17 protein-coding genes are annotated in these 17,728 nt (G+C 61.3%); 8 read left to right on the top strand and 9 right to left on the bottom strand.

Annotated features, from left to right (window positions below; translation table 11 throughout):
• Positions 1-8 precede the first annotated feature (8 nt).
• A complete protein-coding gene (gene ramB / locus ACFWAD_RS26225; protein WP_230816883.1) occupies positions 9-1,421 on the top strand; it encodes an acetate metabolism transcriptional regulator RamB in 1,413 nt (470 codons plus the stop codon).
• Between the two features lie 5 nt (positions 1,422-1,426).
• On the opposite strand, the gene ACFWAD_RS26220 is transcribed toward ramB, so the two are convergent.
• The 9 genes from ACFWAD_RS26220 to ACFWAD_RS26180 all read right to left on the bottom strand — a co-directional run bounded on the left by ACFWAD_RS26220 (position 1,427) and on the right by ACFWAD_RS26180 (position 10,763).
• On the bottom strand, positions 1,427-2,446 hold the full coding sequence (locus ACFWAD_RS26220; RefSeq protein WP_378549128.1) for an alpha/beta hydrolase: 1,020 nt from the start codon (positions 2,444-2,446) through the stop codon (positions 1,427-1,429).
• 131 nt (positions 2,447-2,577) lie between these two features.
• Positions 2,578-3,597 (bottom strand): alpha/beta hydrolase, encoded by a 1,020-nt coding sequence (locus ACFWAD_RS26215; protein ID WP_378549125.1) that lies wholly within the window; start codon positions 3,595-3,597, stop codon positions 2,578-2,580.
• A 68-nt stretch (positions 3,598-3,665) separates the two neighbouring features.
• Positions 3,666-5,306, bottom strand: a complete 1,641-nt coding sequence (locus ACFWAD_RS26210) for a class I adenylate-forming enzyme family protein (protein ID WP_378549122.1) — start codon at positions 5,304-5,306, stop codon at positions 3,666-3,668.
• A gap of 9 nt (positions 5,307-5,315) precedes the next feature.
• Entirely contained in the window at positions 5,316-6,020 is a 705-nt protein-coding gene (locus ACFWAD_RS26205; protein WP_378537444.1) for an ABC transporter ATP-binding protein, read from the bottom strand.
• Positions 6,021-6,022: 2 nt separating this feature from the next.
• Positions 6,023-6,796 carry an ABC transporter ATP-binding protein gene (locus ACFWAD_RS26200; protein WP_378549119.1) on the bottom strand — a complete coding sequence of 258 codons (774 nt, stop codon included), beginning with the start codon at positions 6,794-6,796 and terminating at the stop codon, positions 6,023-6,025.
• Positions 6,793-7,821, bottom strand: coding sequence for a branched-chain amino acid ABC transporter permease (locus tag ACFWAD_RS26195; protein ID WP_054827782.1), 1,029 nt, complete (start codon positions 7,819-7,821; stop codon positions 6,793-6,795). Before ACFWAD_RS26195 ends, ACFWAD_RS26200 begins: the two co-directional genes overlap by 4 nt.
• Positions 7,821-8,696, bottom strand: coding sequence for a branched-chain amino acid ABC transporter permease (locus ACFWAD_RS26190; RefSeq protein ID WP_378549115.1), 876 nt, complete (start codon positions 8,694-8,696; stop codon positions 7,821-7,823). Before ACFWAD_RS26190 ends, ACFWAD_RS26195 begins: the two co-directional genes overlap by 1 nt.
• 15 nt (positions 8,697-8,711) lie before the next feature.
• Positions 8,712-9,896, bottom strand: coding sequence for an ABC transporter substrate-binding protein (locus tag ACFWAD_RS26185; protein WP_378549112.1), 1,185 nt, complete (start codon positions 9,894-9,896; stop codon positions 8,712-8,714).
• Positions 9,897-10,022: 126 nt separating this feature from the next.
• Positions 10,023-10,763: a TetR/AcrR family transcriptional regulator gene (locus ACFWAD_RS26180; protein ID WP_378549109.1), complete on the bottom strand. Its 741-nt coding sequence runs from the start codon at positions 10,761-10,763 to the stop codon at positions 10,023-10,025.
• Positions 10,764-11,030: 267 nt separating this feature from the next.
• On the opposite strand from ACFWAD_RS26180, the gene urtA reads away from it, so the two are divergent.
• From urtA to ACFWAD_RS26145, 7 genes are all read left to right on the top strand, one after another.
• Entirely contained in the window at positions 11,031-12,287 is a 1,257-nt protein-coding gene (gene urtA / locus ACFWAD_RS26175) for an urea ABC transporter substrate-binding protein (protein WP_230816876.1), read from the top strand.
• Between the two features lie 101 nt (positions 12,288-12,388).
• Positions 12,389-13,273, top strand: coding sequence for an urea ABC transporter permease subunit UrtB (urtB, locus tag ACFWAD_RS26170; RefSeq protein ID WP_095970422.1), 885 nt, complete (start codon positions 12,389-12,391; stop codon positions 13,271-13,273).
• Positions 13,270-14,376 carry an urea ABC transporter permease subunit UrtC gene (urtC, locus tag ACFWAD_RS26165; RefSeq protein ID WP_021333894.1) on the top strand — a complete coding sequence of 369 codons (1,107 nt, stop codon included), beginning with the start codon at positions 13,270-13,272 and terminating at the stop codon, positions 14,374-14,376. Before urtB ends, urtC begins: the two co-directional genes overlap by 4 nt.
• Complete coding sequence (gene urtD / locus ACFWAD_RS26160) at positions 14,373-15,209, top strand: urea ABC transporter ATP-binding protein UrtD (RefSeq protein ID WP_064688302.1); 837 nt, start codon at positions 14,373-14,375, stop codon at positions 15,207-15,209. Before urtC ends, urtD begins: the two co-directional genes overlap by 4 nt.
• A gap of 3 nt (positions 15,210-15,212) precedes the next feature.
• Positions 15,213-15,905 (top strand): urea ABC transporter ATP-binding subunit UrtE, encoded by a 693-nt coding sequence (gene urtE / locus ACFWAD_RS26155; RefSeq protein ID WP_050656708.1) that lies wholly within the window; start codon positions 15,213-15,215, stop codon positions 15,903-15,905.
• A 1-nt stretch (position 15,906) separates the two neighbouring features.
• Positions 15,907-16,596 carry a GntR family transcriptional regulator gene (locus ACFWAD_RS26150; protein WP_378549106.1) on the top strand — a complete coding sequence of 230 codons (690 nt, stop codon included), beginning with the start codon at positions 15,907-15,909 and terminating at the stop codon, positions 16,594-16,596.
• Between the two features lie 136 nt (positions 16,597-16,732).
• Positions 16,733-17,722 carry an LLM class flavin-dependent oxidoreductase gene (locus tag ACFWAD_RS26145; RefSeq protein ID WP_039973481.1) on the top strand — a complete coding sequence of 330 codons (990 nt, stop codon included), beginning with the start codon at positions 16,733-16,735 and terminating at the stop codon, positions 17,720-17,722.
• Positions 17,723-17,728 lie beyond the last annotated feature (6 nt).

Genomic DNA, 17,728 nt, shown 5'->3' with positions numbered 1-17,728 from the left:
CTGGGAAAATGTCGAAAACCTTTGTCGGTGTCCGGCTCCGCCAACTGCGGACCGAGCGCGGGTTGAGTCAGGCTTCACTGGCCAAGACGCTGGAGATCTCGGCAAGCTATCTCAATCAGATCGAGCACGACGTCCGGCCACTCACCGTGCCGGTCCTCCTGCGAATCAGTGAAGTCTTCGGTGTCGACACCACCTTCTTCTCCCCGCAGGACGACACACGCCTGATCGCGGAAATGCGTGAAGTTGCCCTCGATCAGGAGATGGGTATCGACGCCGACGCCCACGAAATCGCGGAGATGGTCTCCACCCACCCCGGCCTCGCCAAGGCGATGGTGAACATGCATCGCCGCTTCCGCAACACGACGGCCCAGCTCGCCGCAGCCACGGAGGACCGTTTCTCGGACGGCAGCGGCAGCGGTTCGATCACCATGCCGCACGAGGAAGTGCGCGACTACTTCTATCAGCGACAGAACTACATCCACGATCTCGACACCGCAGCCGAAGAACTCACTGCCCGGATGCGCTTTCACCGTGGCGACGTCGCCGGCGAGATCGCCAGACGCCTCGAGTCCGTCCACGACGTGCAGATCGTTCGACGAGTCGACTTGGGCGAGAACATACTTCATCGCTACGACCCCGACACCAGGGTCCTGGAAATCTCCGCAAGGCTCTCGGGCGGGCAACAGGTCTTCAAGTTCGCGACAGAACTCGCGTACCTCGAGCATGGCGAACTGCTCGACTCGTTGGTGGCCGAGGGCAACTTCACCAGCGAAGCATCGGTCTCCCTGGCGAAGCTTGGCTTGGCCAACTATTTCGCCGCGGCCACCGTGCTGCCCTACAGCCAGTTTCACGAGGTTGCCGAGGACTTCCGCTACGACATCGAGCGCATGTCTGCCTTCTATTCCGCGAGCTACGAGACGATCTGCCACCGCCTCTCGACCCTGCAGCGCCCCAAACTTCGCGGGGTTCCGTTCATGTTCGTACGTGTCGACCGTGCCGGAAACATGTCGAAGCGTCAGTCCGCCACGGGATTCCACTTCTCCACCAGCGGCGGCACATGCCCGCTGTGGAACGTCTACGAGACGTTCTCTTATCCAGGCAAGATCATGCCGCAGATCGCGCAGATGCCCGACGGTCGCCGATACCTGTGGGTCGCACGCACGGTCGAACGGCGAGCGGCTCGATACGGACAGCCCGCGAAGATCTTCGCCATCGGACTGGGATGCGAGATTCGCCACGCGCATCGACTCGTCTACAGCGACGGTCTGGATCTCGACGAGTCGAATCCGGGAACGCCGATCGGCTCGGGCTGCCGCGTCTGCGAACGCCTCAACTGTCCGCAGCGCGCCTTCCCTCCATTGGGTAAAGACCTCGACATCAGCGAGCACCGGAGTTCGATCTCGCCGTACGTGATTCGCTGAGCGCGCTAACGCACGTAGTTGCGCAGGAACGCGACTGTGCGATCGAACGCGATCATCGCGTCGACGGTGTCGAGGTCGAACTGATATTCGTGGTCGAGCGCAGGCTCGTGATCGTCGGGGTAGAACAGTGCGTCTACTTCGACGCCCAGATCGGCGAGCCGATCTGCCATGGGTTTCGACTGGCTGGCGGTCAGTGGGTCGACATTTCCGGCGGTGATGAACGCCGCTGGAAAGTCCGAGGTCACATGGCCCAGCGTCGACATCTGACCCACTGCAGTCGACCCGTCGAAGTCCCTCGTTCCGAGGTACCCCCACAGCGACTGCTTGTCGACGCCCCAACCGAAGTACTTCCCCTGCGACAGTAGCGGTTTCAGATCGAAGACCCCGCAGTCGAGGACAACTCCGCGTATCTGCTCGGGTCGTAATGCCGGTTCCAACCCCATTTCCGACGCGTAGTCAGGGCTGGTCATGACGGTCGCCAACTGACTGGACAACTGCGCGCCTGCCGAATCTCCCGCAAGAAAGAGATTGTTCGAATCGACATGCAACCTGTCCGCATTGCTCACGATGAATCGATACGCGTCGTTCAGTTGATTCACTGCGGTGGGGTAATACGCTTCCGGCCCCAGTGAATAGTCCACCGAAATCACAGTGAAACCTTGATCTGCCAAGAGTTTGTAGTAACCGTCGGCATCAGTTCTCGATCCCGCTATCCAGCCACCGCCGTGCACCCAGACCACCGTCGGTAGCGCCGGAGTGGACTCCGACGGGTAGTACACGTCCAGTCGTGCGTCGTCGTCGCCGTCGCGGTACGACTGATCGAGGATCGAGACGATTCCTGGCGGTGCGTGTTTGTCGAGTTGTGCGTGAGTCGCTTCGGACCCACCCGCTGACATCCACCGTACGAGGAGGACTCCTGGCCACGGACTGACCAGCGCGGCGGTTATGCCGAACAGAATGACGACGAACACCGCCATGCTTCCGACAACGAGTCTTCGCCGTCTGTCGGGGGAAGACGCTCGCACAACAACTCCTGGTGTCGGATCGGATCTCCCCAGGCTAGACCAAAAGGACTAGCTGGGAATTCCCTCCGAACACACCCTCGGAGCTTTGTCCGAAATGACCATTTTCCCGGTGGTTCAACACAATCCGACAACTAGCTGGTGTGAGCGTCGAGAAACTGAACCGTGCGATCGAGCGCAGTGAGGCCGTCGGCGTTGTCCAGATCGAACTGATACTCGTGACCGAGCGCCGGAACGTGATCAGCCGGATAGAACAGTGTGTCGACCCCAACTCCCATCCCCGTCAATTTGTCAGCCAACGGTTTCGACTGAGAATCGGTCAACGGATCCGCGTTCCCGCCGCTGATGTAGGCGGGCGGAAATCGATCGGTGACGTAGTTCAAGGTCGACATCTGATCCGCCGCATCGGTACTCATGAAGTCGCGCACACCGGTATATGCCCAGAGGGACCGATCAACTCCCCAACCGATGATGCCGGGTCCGCCGACGATGTTCCCGACGTCGTAGATTCCACAGTTCAGGATCACTCCGCGTAGCTGATCCGGCCGCAACGACGGGTTCACGCCCACGCGGTCCGCATACGCGGGATCAGTGACGAGAGTGGCGAGCTGACTCGAGAGTTGCGCTCCCGCAGAATCTCCGGCGAGAACGATCTTCGTCGGATCAACATGCAGCCGTTCCGCATTCGCGACGACGTACGCGTGTGCGTCGTTGAGCTGTCGCACCGCTGTCGGGTAGTGATGCTCGGGCCCGAGTGAGTAGTCCAGGGACACAACGGTGTATCCGTGAGAAGCCAGCAGCTCGTAGTACGACGCGTAGTTGGATTTGCTTCCCGAGATCCAGGCACCGCCATGAGTCCAGATCACCGTGGGCAGCGTGGCCGTCGTCGCTGCAGGAAAGTAGACGTCCAGATATGCGTCGTCGTCTTCGGCGCGATAGTGCTGGTCCTTGATCGAGTCGACGCCACCTGGAGCATGCTTCTCGAGCGCCTCGGTGACTTTCACAGCATCACGATCGAAGACCCAGCGCACGGTGAGCGCGCCGGGTCTCGGGCTCAGTACAAAAGCCAGAACCACGGCTCCGACAAGGACTATCACTGTCCCGAGAGTCCACAGCGCTCGCTTACGCCATCGGTGCGGTGAAGGGTTCGTCATCGGGTTTCCCTCACTCTCGGCACAATGTCCGGATCAGCGTAACGCGAAGCCGGTACCGCCAGGCGCGATCAGCTGAGTTCCGCGATCCACCTCTGCGCGAGCGCCTTGACTTCACCCTTGGCTACCTTGCCCCCGGCCGCCATCGGCAATTCGGAGACCGTCATCACGTACTCGGGTATGTACTCGCGGGTCACTCCTCGGCTCTGCAGCCAGGCAGTCAAGTCCTCCGAACTCAGATCGTCATCAGCGGACACGACGACCGCACAGACCTTCTCACCGAACAGCGGATCGTCGACTCCCACTACGGCGACCAGTTCCACCGCAGGGTGTGCGCGTACATACTCCTCGACTTCGACCGCGGAAATGTTCTTGCCGCCTCGAATGATGATGTCGGCTTTGCGTCCGACCACCCGCACCCGTCCTGTCTCGTCGATCTCGACGATGTCACCGAGAAGCATCCAACCTTCGTCGGTGTACAACTCGTCGTTCGCATCGACGTCGCCCCAATAACCCTGGCACATCAGTGGGCCGTTGACCGCAGGCTGACCGCGACGGACGGAGCCGGTCACTTCCTTTGCCGCATCGTCGAATACACGAACTTGCATGCGATCGATGACGTGGCCGCACGTCTTCAGTCGGGTATCGGAACCGTCCGAAACCGTCGTTACCGAGACGGCGCCGGTTTCGTTCGATCCGTAGAACTGCAGGACAGCCGCTCCGGTACGTTGCTCGAATGCCAGTGCCTCCGAATACGGCACGGCTTCACCACCGGTGAACATGAAACGAAGTGACGAGAGATCGGCCGATTCCGCGGCCTCCGAACGCAACAGCATCTTGAATTGTGTACTCACACAATTCAAAGCAGTCACCCGTTCGCGCTCGATCAACTCGATCATCACCGAAACGTCGAAGCGTTCCATGACGACATTGCGAGCACCGAGTAGTGCCGGCAGGAAATGCGAAGTCCAGAGGCCGAATCCGAAAGGTGCCGGAACCGCGCCGAGGAACACCTCATCCGGACCGATCGCCGCCGCCTCGGCGGCAATCTCGGAGAAGGCAACCCAACGGTCCTCGGTTTGAGTCACCAGCTTGGGCAGGCCCGTCGTGCCGGAGGTCGAGTTCAGCATCGAAACGCCCGACGTGACAAAGCACGGACTGGTTGCGGGGAAACGCTTGACTTCGACCGGCAACGAAGTGAATTCGCCACCTGCGCCCGCGCGTTCGAAAATCACATCGGCGCGTTCGTCGGCGAAGACGACGTCCAGTCCGGGATGCTCGGCCCGCAGACTCGCCACGAGTTCGGCGGTGTCGACGCCTCGCAGCGTGCGCGCGGTGACCAGAACGGATGCTTCGGAGCGGGCGATCAGATGAGAGATCTCGCGAATGCCGGAGCGCGAACCGATTCCGACGGCAACGCGGCCGGTCCGAAATGCTGCGCAGAGAGCCGCATGGAAGACAGCGGTGTCGGGAAGCAACACGGCCACATGCCCGTATCCCTCACCCGCTAGGTCCAGTGCCGACGCGATGGCATCGGCAGCGGCGTCGTACTGTTTCCACGAGACCCTCGACTCCGGGGTGACAAAGGCAGTTTCGTCCGGGATGGTCTCAGACCAATGCCTGACCATCTCGCTGATGCTGATGCCGGCGAACCGGGCCGGATTCGTGGCGAATTCACCGACGGTGAAGTCGAGTGTCTTCGTTTCAAACATGATCGTCGATCATCTCCCGTCGGCGCTGAGTACGCCCATCGATTGTTTGTACGCGTTGTCCAGTGTCGCTGCGGAATCGCATTCGCGGACGAGTTCGCCGCGTTGCATGACATATCCGCGGTCGACAACCGACTTCAGTGCAGCCAGAGCCGGTTCCGTCACGACGACGGTCACTCCCTCGGCGGCCAGATCGCCGACCAACGCTCGCAGTTCCGCGACGATTTTCGGTGCCAGCCCGGTCATCATCTCGTCGAGGAGCAACACCTTCGGAGTTTCCAGAAGGGCCCGCCCCAGAACCAACATCTGCTGTTCACCACCGCTGAGAACCCCGGCATAACTTTCCGAGCGTTCGCGCAGGATCGGAAACCGCTCGAAAGCTGTTTCCACCGCCTCGGCCTTCAAACCCATCAGGTCGGCGCCGACGCGTAGGTTCTCGCGAACGGACATACGCATGAACAGTTGCCTGCCCTGGGGGACATAGGCAAATCCGCTACGGACTCGGGCGAGAGCCGAAAGCTTCTGAATCTCACGACCGTCGACAGTGATCTTCCCGGTAGCGGGAACCGAGCCGTAGATTCCTCCGATCAAGCTGGTCTTGCCGGCACCGTTCGGTCCCACAATTGCGGTCACTTCACCGGCCGGGGCGGTGAGGGAGACGTTCCTGACGGCAACCGCGGAGCCGTATCGAACTGTGACTCTGTCGAGTTCGAGCATCGTCAGGCACCTTCCTCGTATTCGGAACCGAAATAGGCTTCGCGCATCGCATCGCTGGCCAGGCACTCTTGCGGCGGTCCGTAGAACGCCACCGATCCGAAATTGAGCAGAACGATCTTGGTTGCGAGCGCCGCGATGAGATCGACGTTGTGATCGACCAGAACCACTCCCTTGCCCTGTGCAGCAATCGATCGAACAGCACCGGAAATCGCGGCGATACCGTCGTGATCCGCACCGGCAAACGGTTCGTCCAACAGGAGGACTTCAGGTTCGCTCGACATCGCGCGCGCTACCTCGACCAGGCGCTGCGCACCCAAACTGAGATCCCCGCAGGCACTTTCGACATCGGTAACCGAGTACCGGGCGGCAATCTCCCGGGCCCGCTGCGCTGCGCGATCCCAGTTCTCGAACGGCCCTTTGATCGCCCACCACAGCGAGTGCAGCGGTGAGGTGATCTTGTGCCCGTACAGTCCCGGAATGATGTTGTCGATCGCGTCGAGTTCCGCCGCGAGCTGTGGATGCTGGAACGTACGCGAGAGCCCCTGCCGTGCACGGCGCTCCGACGGCCCGGTCAAGGCAGCACCGGCGAGCGTGACCGCTCCGGAATCTGCTTGCTGTGTGCCGAAGATGCAGTCCACGAGTGTGGTCTTGCCTGCACCGTTCGGACCGACCAGGCCGACCACCTCGCCCGGTCCGACGCTGAACGAGACGTCACTGACTGCGCGGACGCCGCCGTAGGACTTGTGGAGCCCGCTCACCTCGAGTAGCCGAGTCATCGATTGCCACGCTCCTTGTACAGACGGTTCACTCGACCCAGAACGTTCTGACTCCACCCGATCACCCCACCAGGCGCGACGATGAGGATCACCAGGACGGCTCCGGCAAGCAGGAGTTCCCCACTTCCCTGGTACCCGGGCATGTTCAGCGTCACGATCACCACGATCAATGCACCGAGCGGAGCACCCCACGCCGAACCGCGACCGCCGATGATCGGCATGAAGATTGCGAGGAAAACAATACTGAGAGTGAAGGTTTCAGGAGTGACAGCTTGCACCGACACGGTGAAAAGCGATCCGCCGGTCGACGCGATCGCAGCACCGATCGCCAGCGCCACGCCGGTCAGGTGCGCAGGATTGACGCCGGAAGACCGTGCGACATTACGATTGTCGCGGGCAGCTTGCAACATCAGCCCCCACACCGATTTCCGGAGTCGATCGACAGCGACCGCGATCAGACACACGAACAAGATCGCGAACACGACCAATGCGTAGCGCGGTGGCTCCCAGCCGAACATCGTCACAGTCTCGACGCCCGAGATCCCGGCCGATCCGCCGGTGAAACTCGGCCCGTCGATCAACCAGTGCTCGAAAGCGATACCGAACAACAAGGTCACCGCGGCAAGGTAGAAGCCGGAGAGTTTCTGCGTTGCCAAGCTGAGGAGTACTGCAACCGCTGCAGCGGCGAGGGCGCCGAGAATCCATCCCCACCACATCGACAACCCGGTCCGAACCGAGATCAGCGCAACGGCATACGCGCCGATCGCCGCATACGCGCTGTACGCCATCGACAGTGATCCCGCGAGCACGAATGGCACGTACATGCCGAGTGCGATCAGCGAATACGTCGCAGCGAGGAACACCAGATCCTGCCGGTACAGACTCGGCCCCATCCACAGCAGCACGGCAGCAACCACGACCACGGTGATCAGCGCTTCTCGTGACAGGGCGAGCATCCTCGTCCGGGAACGGCCGGATGTAGCGGGCGGATTTGACGTCAGCGGACTGGTAGAAAGCGAGGCCATCAGACGCGAACCTTCCTCGAGAGCAAGCCTTCCGGACGGAAAGCGAAGAACACCAGGGCAATCAGCAGAATCGCGGTTTGCGCAGCACTCGCACCGAAGTAGTACGGGGCGAATACCTGGACGACGCCCAACACCATTCCGCCGATCAGCGGAGCCCAACTCCGGCCGGTACCACCGATGACGAGTGCAATGAATGCCGTCAGCGTCCAGGACAGACCGCTCGTGAACTGAACACCGGCCTTGGGAGCGAACAGAAGTCCGGCAACGGCGGCGATCACACCGGCGAGGGTGAACGCGATGAGGCGTACCCGATCCACCGGCAACCCCAGGACACGGGCGGCATCCGGACTGTCGCCGACGGCGCGAAGCAGACGGCCTGAGGTGGACCGGTTCAGCCACAGTCCGATACCGACGAAGATCAGAGCAGTTCCGACGACGAGTACTACGGTCGAACTGTCGACGGTGGCGCCGAGCACCGATATCGGATCGAAGTCGAAGATCTTCTGTCCGGGAAGCGGTGTGCGGCCGAAGACCGTGCCGGCGAGCTGCTGGATCCCGAACAGGACCGCGGTCACAGCCACCAACGCCGGTAGTTCCCCCCGACCCGAGCGCTTCTGAACCTGCTTGACCACAAGCTTTTCCGTCAGAATCGACAACGCCACTGCCACCGCGATCCCCAGCGGCATGGCAAACCAGAGAGCGAGCCCGTAGTTGATCGCGACCCAACTCGACGCCATGGCCGCAGCCATCGCGTACGGGCCCATCGCAAAGTTGAAGAAGTCGGCGCCGACCACCACGAGATACATTCCGAGGGCTATCAGCGAGAAGAATGCACCGATCTCGATGGCTGCGAGCCACAGTTGTGCGTCTGTCATGTCAAGGCTCCTCGGTTATCCGCACGGGGGTTGGTAGGAATCCCACGGATGGGCCGGCTTGTTGTCCTCACCGAATTCGATGAGCACCAGTCCGCAGAGGCTGTCCGGAGCCAGATGATCCTGTGGGGAGAACGACAGTGTCAGTCCGTCCTGGCCGAAGCTGGCGGGAAGTGCCGAAACCTGTTGAAGAGCATCACGGACGGCCGTCCGATCTCGGTGATCGCCGGCAATTTCGATGGCCTCTGCCAACATCATGACGGCGTCGTACGCCTGTGCGTCGTAGGCAGTCAGTTGATAATCAGGGCCCTTCACCGCCTGCACCTTGCTGCGCAGTTCGGCGGTTCTCGGGTTGTTCGCACTCAGTGAGCCCATGTACACCATGCCGCTCAACGCCTTCGGGTCCGCCAAAGCCCAAGATGCAGGCTGGTTTCCGATGGAAGCGAGTGAGAAGCGTTGCGTCTGCGGGGTGATTTTCGACAGGGTGTTGTGAGCGAGAATCTCGAAGTGCCCGCCGATACTGGCGACCAGGATTGCGTCCGGTTCAGTTTCCGCGAGACGCGACACCTGCGCGGTGATGTCCGCGGCATCGACCGGCGCCTTTTCGACCGCCGTCACTCTCGCGCATTTCTCGAGCGCCGGCCGCAGGGTCTTGATGATTCCGTCGATGGACGCACTAGCGTCACCGAGAATTCCCAGGGATTTGTACCCCATCTTCTCGAAAGCCCCGCAGTACACCTGGGCATACTGCTTCAACGAGTTCGGAATCATGAACGAGTAGTCGTTGTCGGGCGCCGAGGCAAAAGCGTCGCTGAGAACGACCGGAGCTATCGCAGGAATCTTCGACTGCTGGAGAATCGACTTGGCTTGCAGGACCGACCCGCTGCCCGTTGCGAGGATGACCGCACTGGATCCGTGATCGACCAACTTCCGAATGATCGACGGGGTCTTGGTGGGGCTGCTCTCGTCGTTCTCGACAACCAATTCGACCTGCTTACCGTTGATTCCGCCCGCCTGGTTGATCAGGTCGACGGTCATCCGTACGGTCTTGCCGGCGATCGTGCTGTACGACGCACCGGGGCCGGTCGAGTCCTCGTCCAAACCGATGACGATGGTGTCTTCGGGAATGACACCGGCAGATGCGCACGCGCTCGCCCCGAGTACCACTGCCGCGCAGACGGCAATCGCCTTTCCGAGTCTCACATCGAACTCCCGTCCAAACTCTGCTTGGTAAATCAAACAAGCGCTTGATTTACGATTGTGGACAGAAGTATGCACTGGGTCACACCGATAGTCAAAATCCGAACTACACGCGCAAGAACTGCGGTGTTACGGCTTCTGCAGGTGCCGGATCGAGGAGCTGAGTTCGCGAATGACGGACTTCAATTCATCAACATCAGCGCGGAGTTCGGCAATTTCAGAGTCGGGAGATTCGGTGTGCGCATCCTTCTTCGCGGTGCGCCGCGCAACGCGTGCCACTGGCTCTCCGTCGCCGGAACGTGCGGCGAAGCCGTCCAGGAATACCGAGATCAGATTGCGCTGCAGATCGTCGGCCAACTCGGAAAGCTGCGGGCGATACTGCGCGACGGTGGACCAGACGGATTCACGCAGGAGCCGGTGAAACTGCTCGGGATCGATGTCCTCCCGAAACTCCCCGTCGGCAATTCCGCGCCCGATCGCCGATCGCCAGTAACTGTGGGCCTTCTGCACCAGGACCGTGATGGGAGCGTCGGCCGGCTGCGACGAAAGAATGGCCTCGCCCTGATACACCTCGGTGGCATACGGGTGATCGACCGCAGAGGCGAACGACACCGAAACCATGGTGGCCAGGCGATCGCGAGCCGAACCTTCCGGCTCGATCGAGTTTTCGTACCGGACGTTGAGATCTTCGAGGAACCGGACGACGATCTCGTTTGCTATCGCATCCTTGGAGTCGAAGTAGTGATAAAGGCTCCCGGAAAGGATCCCGACTTCGTCGGCGATGTCGCGCACCGTCGTCGCGGCGATTCCCCGCTCGCTGAACAGCTTGGCCGCATGAGCGAGTATTTCGTCCCGTCGGGTCGAGCGCACGAGAAGATCCTTCCGACGTTCCGATTGTCAAGCGAGTGCTTGATCGATTTCTCGTCGATGCTAACACCGCACCCCTGCTGACCTGCGGTGTGAGGTCCCGGACATCGAATGGAAACACCGGACACACACTTGTCACCGACAGTCATTCCACCGCAACAACTTCCACCTACTCTGTGCACTCGACGAATACAGCGTTGTATACGCACCCCGGATACAGATCTGTCAGAGCCATTGTCTGCCAGAGCCATCGACACGAAAGGCCCGTACATGCGAACCTTCTCGAAGCGCACCCTTGCCGCGCCGGCCGCTCTCGCCGCGCTGGGCTTGGTTCTCACCGGCTGCGGAAGCAAGGCAACAGACACCGCAGCGGGAGATTCGACGGCTACGTCGTGCGTCGACACCTCGGGGGACACGATCAAGGTCGGTTCCCTGAATTCACTCTCGGGCACCATGGCCATCAGTGAAGTGACGGTCCGCGACTCCATCTCGTTGGCGGTGCAGGAGATCAACGATTCCGGCGGTGTGCTGGGCAAGAAGATTCAGATCGTGGCAGAGGACGGCGCGTCGGAGCCGACGGTGTTCGCCGAGAAGGCCGAGAAGCTGATCAGCAGCGATTGCGTCGCAGCAGTTTTCGGCGGCTGGACCTCCTCGAGCCGTAAGGCCATGCTGCCGGTGTTCGAGGACAACAACTCTTTGCTCTACTACCCGGTCCAGTATGAGGGACTCGAAGATTCCAAGAACATCTTCTACACGGGTGCAACGACCAACCAGCAGATCATCCCGGCTCTGGACTACCTGAAGGAGAAGGGCGTCAAGTCGCTGTATCTGGTCGGCAGCGACTACGTGTTCCCGCAGACCGCCAACCGCATCATCAAGGCGTACGCGGCAGCGAACGGCATCGAGATCAAGGGTGAGGACTACACGCCATTGGGCTCGACCGACTTCTCCACCATCGTGAACAAGGTGCGCACCGCCGACGCGGATGCCGTGTTCAACACACTCAATGGTGATTCCAACGTCGCGTTCTTCCGTGAGTACTCGAATGTCGGCCTGAAGCCTGCCGACATGCCTGTCGTCTCCGTTTCCATCGCGGAAGAAGAGGTCGGTGGTATCGGTGTCCAAAACGTCGAAGGCCAGCTGACGGCGTGGAACTACTACCAGACCATCGACTCCCCCGAGAACAAGAAGTTCGTCGCCGCGTACAAGGCGAAGTTCGGCCAGGACAAGCCCACGTCCGATCCGATGGAAGCGGCATACACCTCCGTCTACCTCTGGAAGAACACCGTCGAGAAGGCCAACTCGTTTGCGGTCAAGGATATTCAGGACAACGCCGACGGTGTGACCTTCCAGGCACCCGAAGGACTCGTCACCATCGACGGCGACAACCACCACATCACCAAGACTGCTCGGATCGGCGAAATCCGTTCCGACGGACTGATCTACACGGTCTGGGATTCGGGACAGCCGATCGAGCCGGATCCGTACTTGAAGAACTACCCCTGGGCCGAGGGACTCGGCAGTTGATAACAGTCCGAGGGACTCGGCAGCTGATCGAGGGACTCGGCAGCTGATCGAGGGAAGGCTGAGTTGACGGAATCGACGAGTAGAGAGGTGGAGCGTCTGTCATGGATGTTGTGATCGGACAGTTGTTCACGGGTTTGAGTATCGGATCGATTCTCCTGTTGGCAGCGTTGGGATTGTCTCTCACGTTCGGGCAGATGGGTGTCATCAACATGGCACACGGCGAGTTCATCATGGCCGGCTCTTACACCGCATACGTAGTGCAGCAGGTGATCTCGAATGCAACGGGATCGTTGATCATTTCTCTGCTCGTCGGTTTTGTCGTCGGCGGACTGATGGGTGTCGTGCTCGAAGTGGTCCTGGTTTCGAGGATGTACCACCGACCCCTCGACACCCTGTTGGTGACGTTCGGCGTCGGATTGATCCTTCAGCAGTTGGCACGAGACATCTTCGGGGCGCCGGCAGTCAATGTTTCGGCACCGACTTGGCTTTCGGGTGGGGTCGACATCTTCGGCGCCGTGGTCCCGAAGACCCGCATCTTCATTTTGGTATTGGCGATCGCTGCGGTGATCGCGCTTTCGGTCGCGCTGAAGCAGTCGTCGATGGGTAGACGCATCCGCGCCGTCGTACAGAATCGCGATCTGGCCGAGACGAGCGGAATTTCTTCTCGTCGTACGGACATCACGACCTTCTTCCTCGGATCCGGGCTCGCCGGCGTAGCGGGTGTCGCGTTGACGCTCATCGGTTCCACCAGTCCGACCATCGGCCAGTCCTATCTGATCGACGCCTTCCTGGTTGTTGTCGTCGGCGGTCTCGGTCAGATGAAGGGAGCTGTGATCGCAGCCTTCGCCCTCGGCATCTTGAACTCGTTCATCGAGTACTCGACGACGGCGTCGATCGCGAAGGTGATCGTGTTCGTCATCATCGTCGTCTTCCTTCAAGTCCGGCCACAGGGCCTGTTCGCAGTCAAGACGAGGAGCCTCGTATGAGCATCCTGAACAATTCCCGAATTCGGGTGTGGGGCGGTTTTGCACTCGCCGCGATCGTGCTGTTCGCCATCGCTCCGGCTGTACTCTCGGACTTCAGGCTGTCACTGTTGGCCAAATTCCTGTGCTTCGCCATAGTCGCTGTCGGCATCGGTTTGGCTTGGGGCAGAGGCGGAATGCTCACGCTCGGCCAGGGTGTGTTCTTCGGAATCGGCGCATACGTGATGGCGATGCACCTCAAGATCGCCGATGCCGAACTCAAGGGCGACGCTGTCCCGGACTTCATGTCCATCGCCGGCAAGACCGAACTGCCGGGATACTGGCAACCGTTCGCCTCGCCATTCGTGGCGATCTTCGCCATCCTTTTCCTGCCGGCCGCTGTTGCCTTTCTCCTCGGACTCGGCGTGTTCAAGCGGAGGGTCAAGGGCGCGTACTTCGCAATCCTCTCGCAAGCACTCGCCGCAGCTTTTGCGATCCTCTTGATCGGACAACAATCGATCGGTGGCAGCAACGGCCTCAACCGCTTTCGCACGTTCTTCGGTTTCAACCTCAATGATCCGGCGAACAAGCAGATGTTGTTCTTCATCGCCGCCGGAGTTCTTCTCGCGTCGGTAGCTCTGATTCGCCAGCTGATGAACTCCCGATACGGCGAACTGCTCGTCGCGGTCCGCGATCAAGAGGAGCGCGTGCGTTTCCTCGGATACGATCCGGCGAACATCAAACTGGTCGCCTACGTGACCGCGGCGTTCCTCGCCGGTATCGCCGGCGCGCTTTTCGTTCCGATCGTGGGCATCATCTCCCCCGCCGACGTCGGGATCGTTCCGTCAATCGCCTTCCTCATCGGGGTCGCGATCGGTGGCCGCGCAACGCTTCTGGGTCCGGTACTCGGTGCGATCGGCGTCGCTTGGGCGCAGTCGACATTCTCGGAGAAACTCCCTTCGGGATGGATCTACGCACAAGGGTTGATGTTCATCGTCGTGGTCGGGTTCTTCCCGGCAGGTGTGGCCGGATTGTTCGCCCTGATGCGCCACCGCAAGAAGCGTGAGACCCCGGCCGACCCGCCGGTCAAGGTCTCCCAACCCGAACCAGTGGAGGTGTCGTCATGACCAACACAACCGCCACCAGCGAACCCACACCGGCACTGGGCGGCAACGCCGGAATGTCGTCCGAGTACCTCGAAGTACGGAACCTTTCGGTCAGCTTCGACGGTTTCAAGGCCGTCGACGGCGTCGACTTGACCCTCATGCAGGGCGACCTCAGGTTTCTCATCGGCCCGAACGGGGCTGGAAAGACAACGCTGGTCGACGCCATCACCGGACTCGTTCCCGCGACGGGTTCCATCACGAAGTCCGGCGAGCAACTGCTCGGCAAGAAGGTTCACAAGATCGCCCGCCTCGGCGTCGGGCGAACCTTCCAGACGGCAAGCGTCTTCGAAGAGCTCTCGGTGCTGCAGAACCTCGACATCGCGGCCGGAGCCGGCCGATCACCGTGGAACCTGCTCAGAAAACGCAAAGGTGTGCTTCCCGAGATCGAAGAGGCACTGGAGACAACCGGTTTGGAGCACCTCAGGGACACTCCCGCGGGCATTCTCGCGCACGGCCAGAAGCAGTGGCTGGAAATCGGAATGTTGTTGGTACAGAACTGTTCCGTACTTCTGCTCGACGAGCCCGTCGCAGGTATGAGCCTCGAGGAGCGCGAGGAGACCGGGAACCTTCTGCGGCGCATCGGCGGTGCGCGAACCGTCGTCGTCGTCGAGCACGACATGGACTTCATGCGATCCTTCGCCACGTCCGTCACGGTGCTCGCCGCTGGGAAAGTGCTCGCCGAAGGGACCGTGGCCGAGGTCCAAGCCGACCCCAAGGTGCAAGAGGTCTATCTCGGCACAGCCGCTGCCGGAACCGATCTCGGCGCCGACACCGAACCGACCCCGGAGGACTGAATCATGCTCGAACTCGTCGACATCCGCGCCGGCTACGGACGTACCGAAGTGATCCACGGCGTTTCCCTACTGGTTCCCAGCGACGGGGTTGCGGCAGTCATGGGTCACAACGGTGCGGGCAAAACCACCTTGCTGCGCGCCGCCGTCGGACTGATCAAACCCACACGCGGAAAGGTACTTCTGAACGGTGAGGACATCACCGGTCTGCGGCCCAGCGCCCGTGTCGCTCGCGGACTTGCCTACGTACCCCAGGGTCAGCAGTCGTTCGGACAACTGACAACTGCCGAGAATCTTCGAGTGGTCGCCGACGGGCGCAAACGCGGAAAAGCACTCATCGCAGAGGCATTGGATCTGTTTCCGGCACTCACCACGCTGCTCGATCGACGGGCCGGGCTTCTCTCCGGTGGGCAGCGACAGCAGCTTGCCATCGCTCGCGCACTGATCACCGAACCCAAGATCCTCATCCTGGACGAGCCGACCGAGGGCATTCAGCCCAATGTGGTCGCCGAAATCGAAAGGACCGTCATGGAACTCACCGAGCGAGGCGATCTCGGTGTCCTCCTCGTGGAGCAACACATCGGTTTCGCGCTCCAATCTGCGCAGCATTACAGCATTCTCGCGGCCGGACACGTGACCTCGACCGGTGAGGGCGGCACCACGTCCACCGACGCGGTTCGTCGAGCGATGGCAATCTGACATGAGTGTGCGGCCGCCGCTGCGCGAGCAGGTCTACCGCTCGATCCGGAACGATCTGATGTCGGGTCAGATCGCGCCATCCGAACGACTCGGTGAGGAACGGTTGGCTCATCTCTACGGCGTCTCGCGAACACCGGTCCGCGAGGCGCTCGCAAAGTTGGAATCCGACGGGCTCGTCGAACGCGACGAACACGGCCTCTTTCCGTACCGACCGCACCTCGACGAGTTGGGTGGCCTCTACGAGCTGCGCGTACTCCTCGAGGTGCACGGGCTTCGGCGGGTACTCGACGGTGAAGCCCCCGTCCATGACAAAGACGCGCTCGGTTCCGAACTGGACCGGTGGTACGCGTTTCGCAAACAGACGCCGTCGCCGGACGCCGGTTTCGTGACCCTCGACGAGGAGTTTCACATTGCGCTCCTCGCCTCGTCCGGCAACCACGCACTGGTCGACGCTCTTCAGGCCGTCAACTCGAAGCTGCGCCCCGTGCGGATGTTCGACTACCTGACTCCCGACCGTATGAAGGCCACCGTGGAGGAACATATCTCCGTCGTCGAACTGGTTCTGGACGGCAAGATTCCGCAAGCGCACGAGGCACTGGTATCGCACATCGACATTTCTCGCACGGTTGTCCTCGACCGCGCCCGCCAGGCCCTCTCGTTGGCCGCTATGGCCAACGCTGTACGGAACTGATCGAGCGGGAGTCACCGACCCTCAGAAAATCGCACTTGCTCAGGGTGGGAAGGCTCTCGGAAATAGGAAAGCCGGCCAGATGGTTGCACCTTCCAACGACGTTTGCGTTCTATTCGCTGAGAAAGGCACCACATTCATGGCCGTCCCACTTTCCATCCTCGATCTCGCCCACATCGGCGACAACGAAACCGCCAAAGACAGCTTCGACGCCAGCGTGACCTTGGCGCAGCGTGCCGAGGAGTGGGGCTACAAGCGAATCTGGTACGCCGAGCACCACAACATGGGTTCCATCGCGTCTTCGGCTACGAGTGTTCTGATCAGCCACGTCGCCGCGCACACCAGCAAAATCCGCCTCGGCGCCGGTGGGATCATGCTCCCCAACCACGCGCCGCTGACGATCGCCGAGCAGTTCGGCACCCTCGAGACTCTGCACCCGGGTCGTATCGATCTCGGGCTCGGCCGCGCACCCGGTAGTGATCAGAAGACGATGCAGGCTTTGCGACGCGACCCGAGTTCTTCGGACAGCTTCCCGCAGGACGTACTCGAGCTTCAGGGCTACCTCGGCGACACCTCACGCGTCCCCGGAATCAACGCCGTTCCCGGCAAGGGCACTCACGTTCCGCTCTACATTCTCGGATCGTCACTGTTCGGAGCCAAGCTCGCCGCGATGCTCGGCCTGCCGTATGCATTTGCCTCGCACTTCGCTCCCAACGCCCTGCGCGATGCCGTTGCGATCTACCGCCGCGAGTTCAAGCCGTCGGAGCAGTTGGCAGAGCCGTACGTCATCGCCGGCGTCAACGTCATCGCCGCCGACACGCATGAGCAGGCTCAGCAGGACTTCCTCGCGGCCAAGCGTTCGCGCGTCAGCCTCCTTCTCGGACGTGGACGCAAGTTCACGGACGACGAGGCGGACATGCTGCTCGACTCCCCCGCCGGTCAGCAGGTTCTGCAGATGACCAAGTACAGCGCCATCGGCACGCCCACGGAGGTCCGCGCCTACCTCGACGAGTTCACCGAGCATGCGCAGGCCGACGAGCTGATCACGGTGTCGACCGGCACCAACCGCGAGGCATGGTTGCGCACGTTCGAACTCCTCGCCGACGTGAGCGATCTGGTGCCCGCCTAAGCTGCC

The organism is Rhodococcus sp. NPDC059969, assembly GCF_042738325.1.
Classification (GTDB): domain Bacteria; phylum Actinomycetota; class Actinomycetes; order Mycobacteriales; family Mycobacteriaceae; genus Rhodococcus_F.
The sequence above is the reverse complement of the archived record's forward strand: the minus strand, read 5'-3'. Positions and strand labels throughout refer to the sequence as shown.

Coding starts and splice junctions, on each gene's coding strand:
- ramB (WP_230816883.1), top strand. CDS start 9: ATGTCGAAAACCTTTGTCGGTGTCCGGCTCCGCCAACTGCGGACCGAG.
- ACFWAD_RS26205 (WP_378537444.1), bottom strand. CDS start 6,020: ATGCTCGAACTCGACAGAGTCACAGTTCGATACGGCTCCGCGGTTGCC.
- ACFWAD_RS26145 (WP_039973481.1), top strand. CDS start 16,733: ATGGCCGTCCCACTTTCCATCCTCGATCTCGCCCACATCGGCGACAAC.
- ACFWAD_RS26200 (WP_378549119.1), bottom strand. CDS start 6,796: ATGACTCGGCTACTCGAGGTGAGCGGGCTCCACAAGTCCTACGGCGGC.
- ACFWAD_RS26195 (WP_054827782.1), bottom strand. CDS start 7,821: ATGGCCTCGCTTTCTACCAGTCCGCTGACGTCAAATCCGCCCGCTACA.
- urtE (WP_050656708.1), top strand. CDS start 15,213: ATGCTCGAACTCGTCGACATCCGCGCCGGCTACGGACGTACCGAAGTG.
- ACFWAD_RS26215 (WP_378549125.1), bottom strand. CDS start 3,597: ATGACGAACCCTTCACCGCACCGATGGCGTAAGCGAGCGCTGTGGACT.
- urtD (WP_064688302.1), top strand. CDS start 14,373: ATGACCAACACAACCGCCACCAGCGAACCCACACCGGCACTGGGCGGC.
- urtB (WP_095970422.1), top strand. CDS start 12,389: ATGGATGTTGTGATCGGACAGTTGTTCACGGGTTTGAGTATCGGATCG.
- urtC (WP_021333894.1), top strand. CDS start 13,270: ATGAGCATCCTGAACAATTCCCGAATTCGGGTGTGGGGCGGTTTTGCA.
- ACFWAD_RS26150 (WP_378549106.1), top strand. CDS start 15,907: ATGAGTGTGCGGCCGCCGCTGCGCGAGCAGGTCTACCGCTCGATCCGG.
- ACFWAD_RS26210 (WP_378549122.1), bottom strand. CDS start 5,306: ATGTTTGAAACGAAGACACTCGACTTCACCGTCGGTGAATTCGCCACG.
- ACFWAD_RS26190 (WP_378549115.1), bottom strand. CDS start 8,696: ATGACAGACGCACAACTGTGGCTCGCAGCCATCGAGATCGGTGCATTC.
- urtA (WP_230816876.1), top strand. CDS start 11,031: ATGCGAACCTTCTCGAAGCGCACCCTTGCCGCGCCGGCCGCTCTCGCC.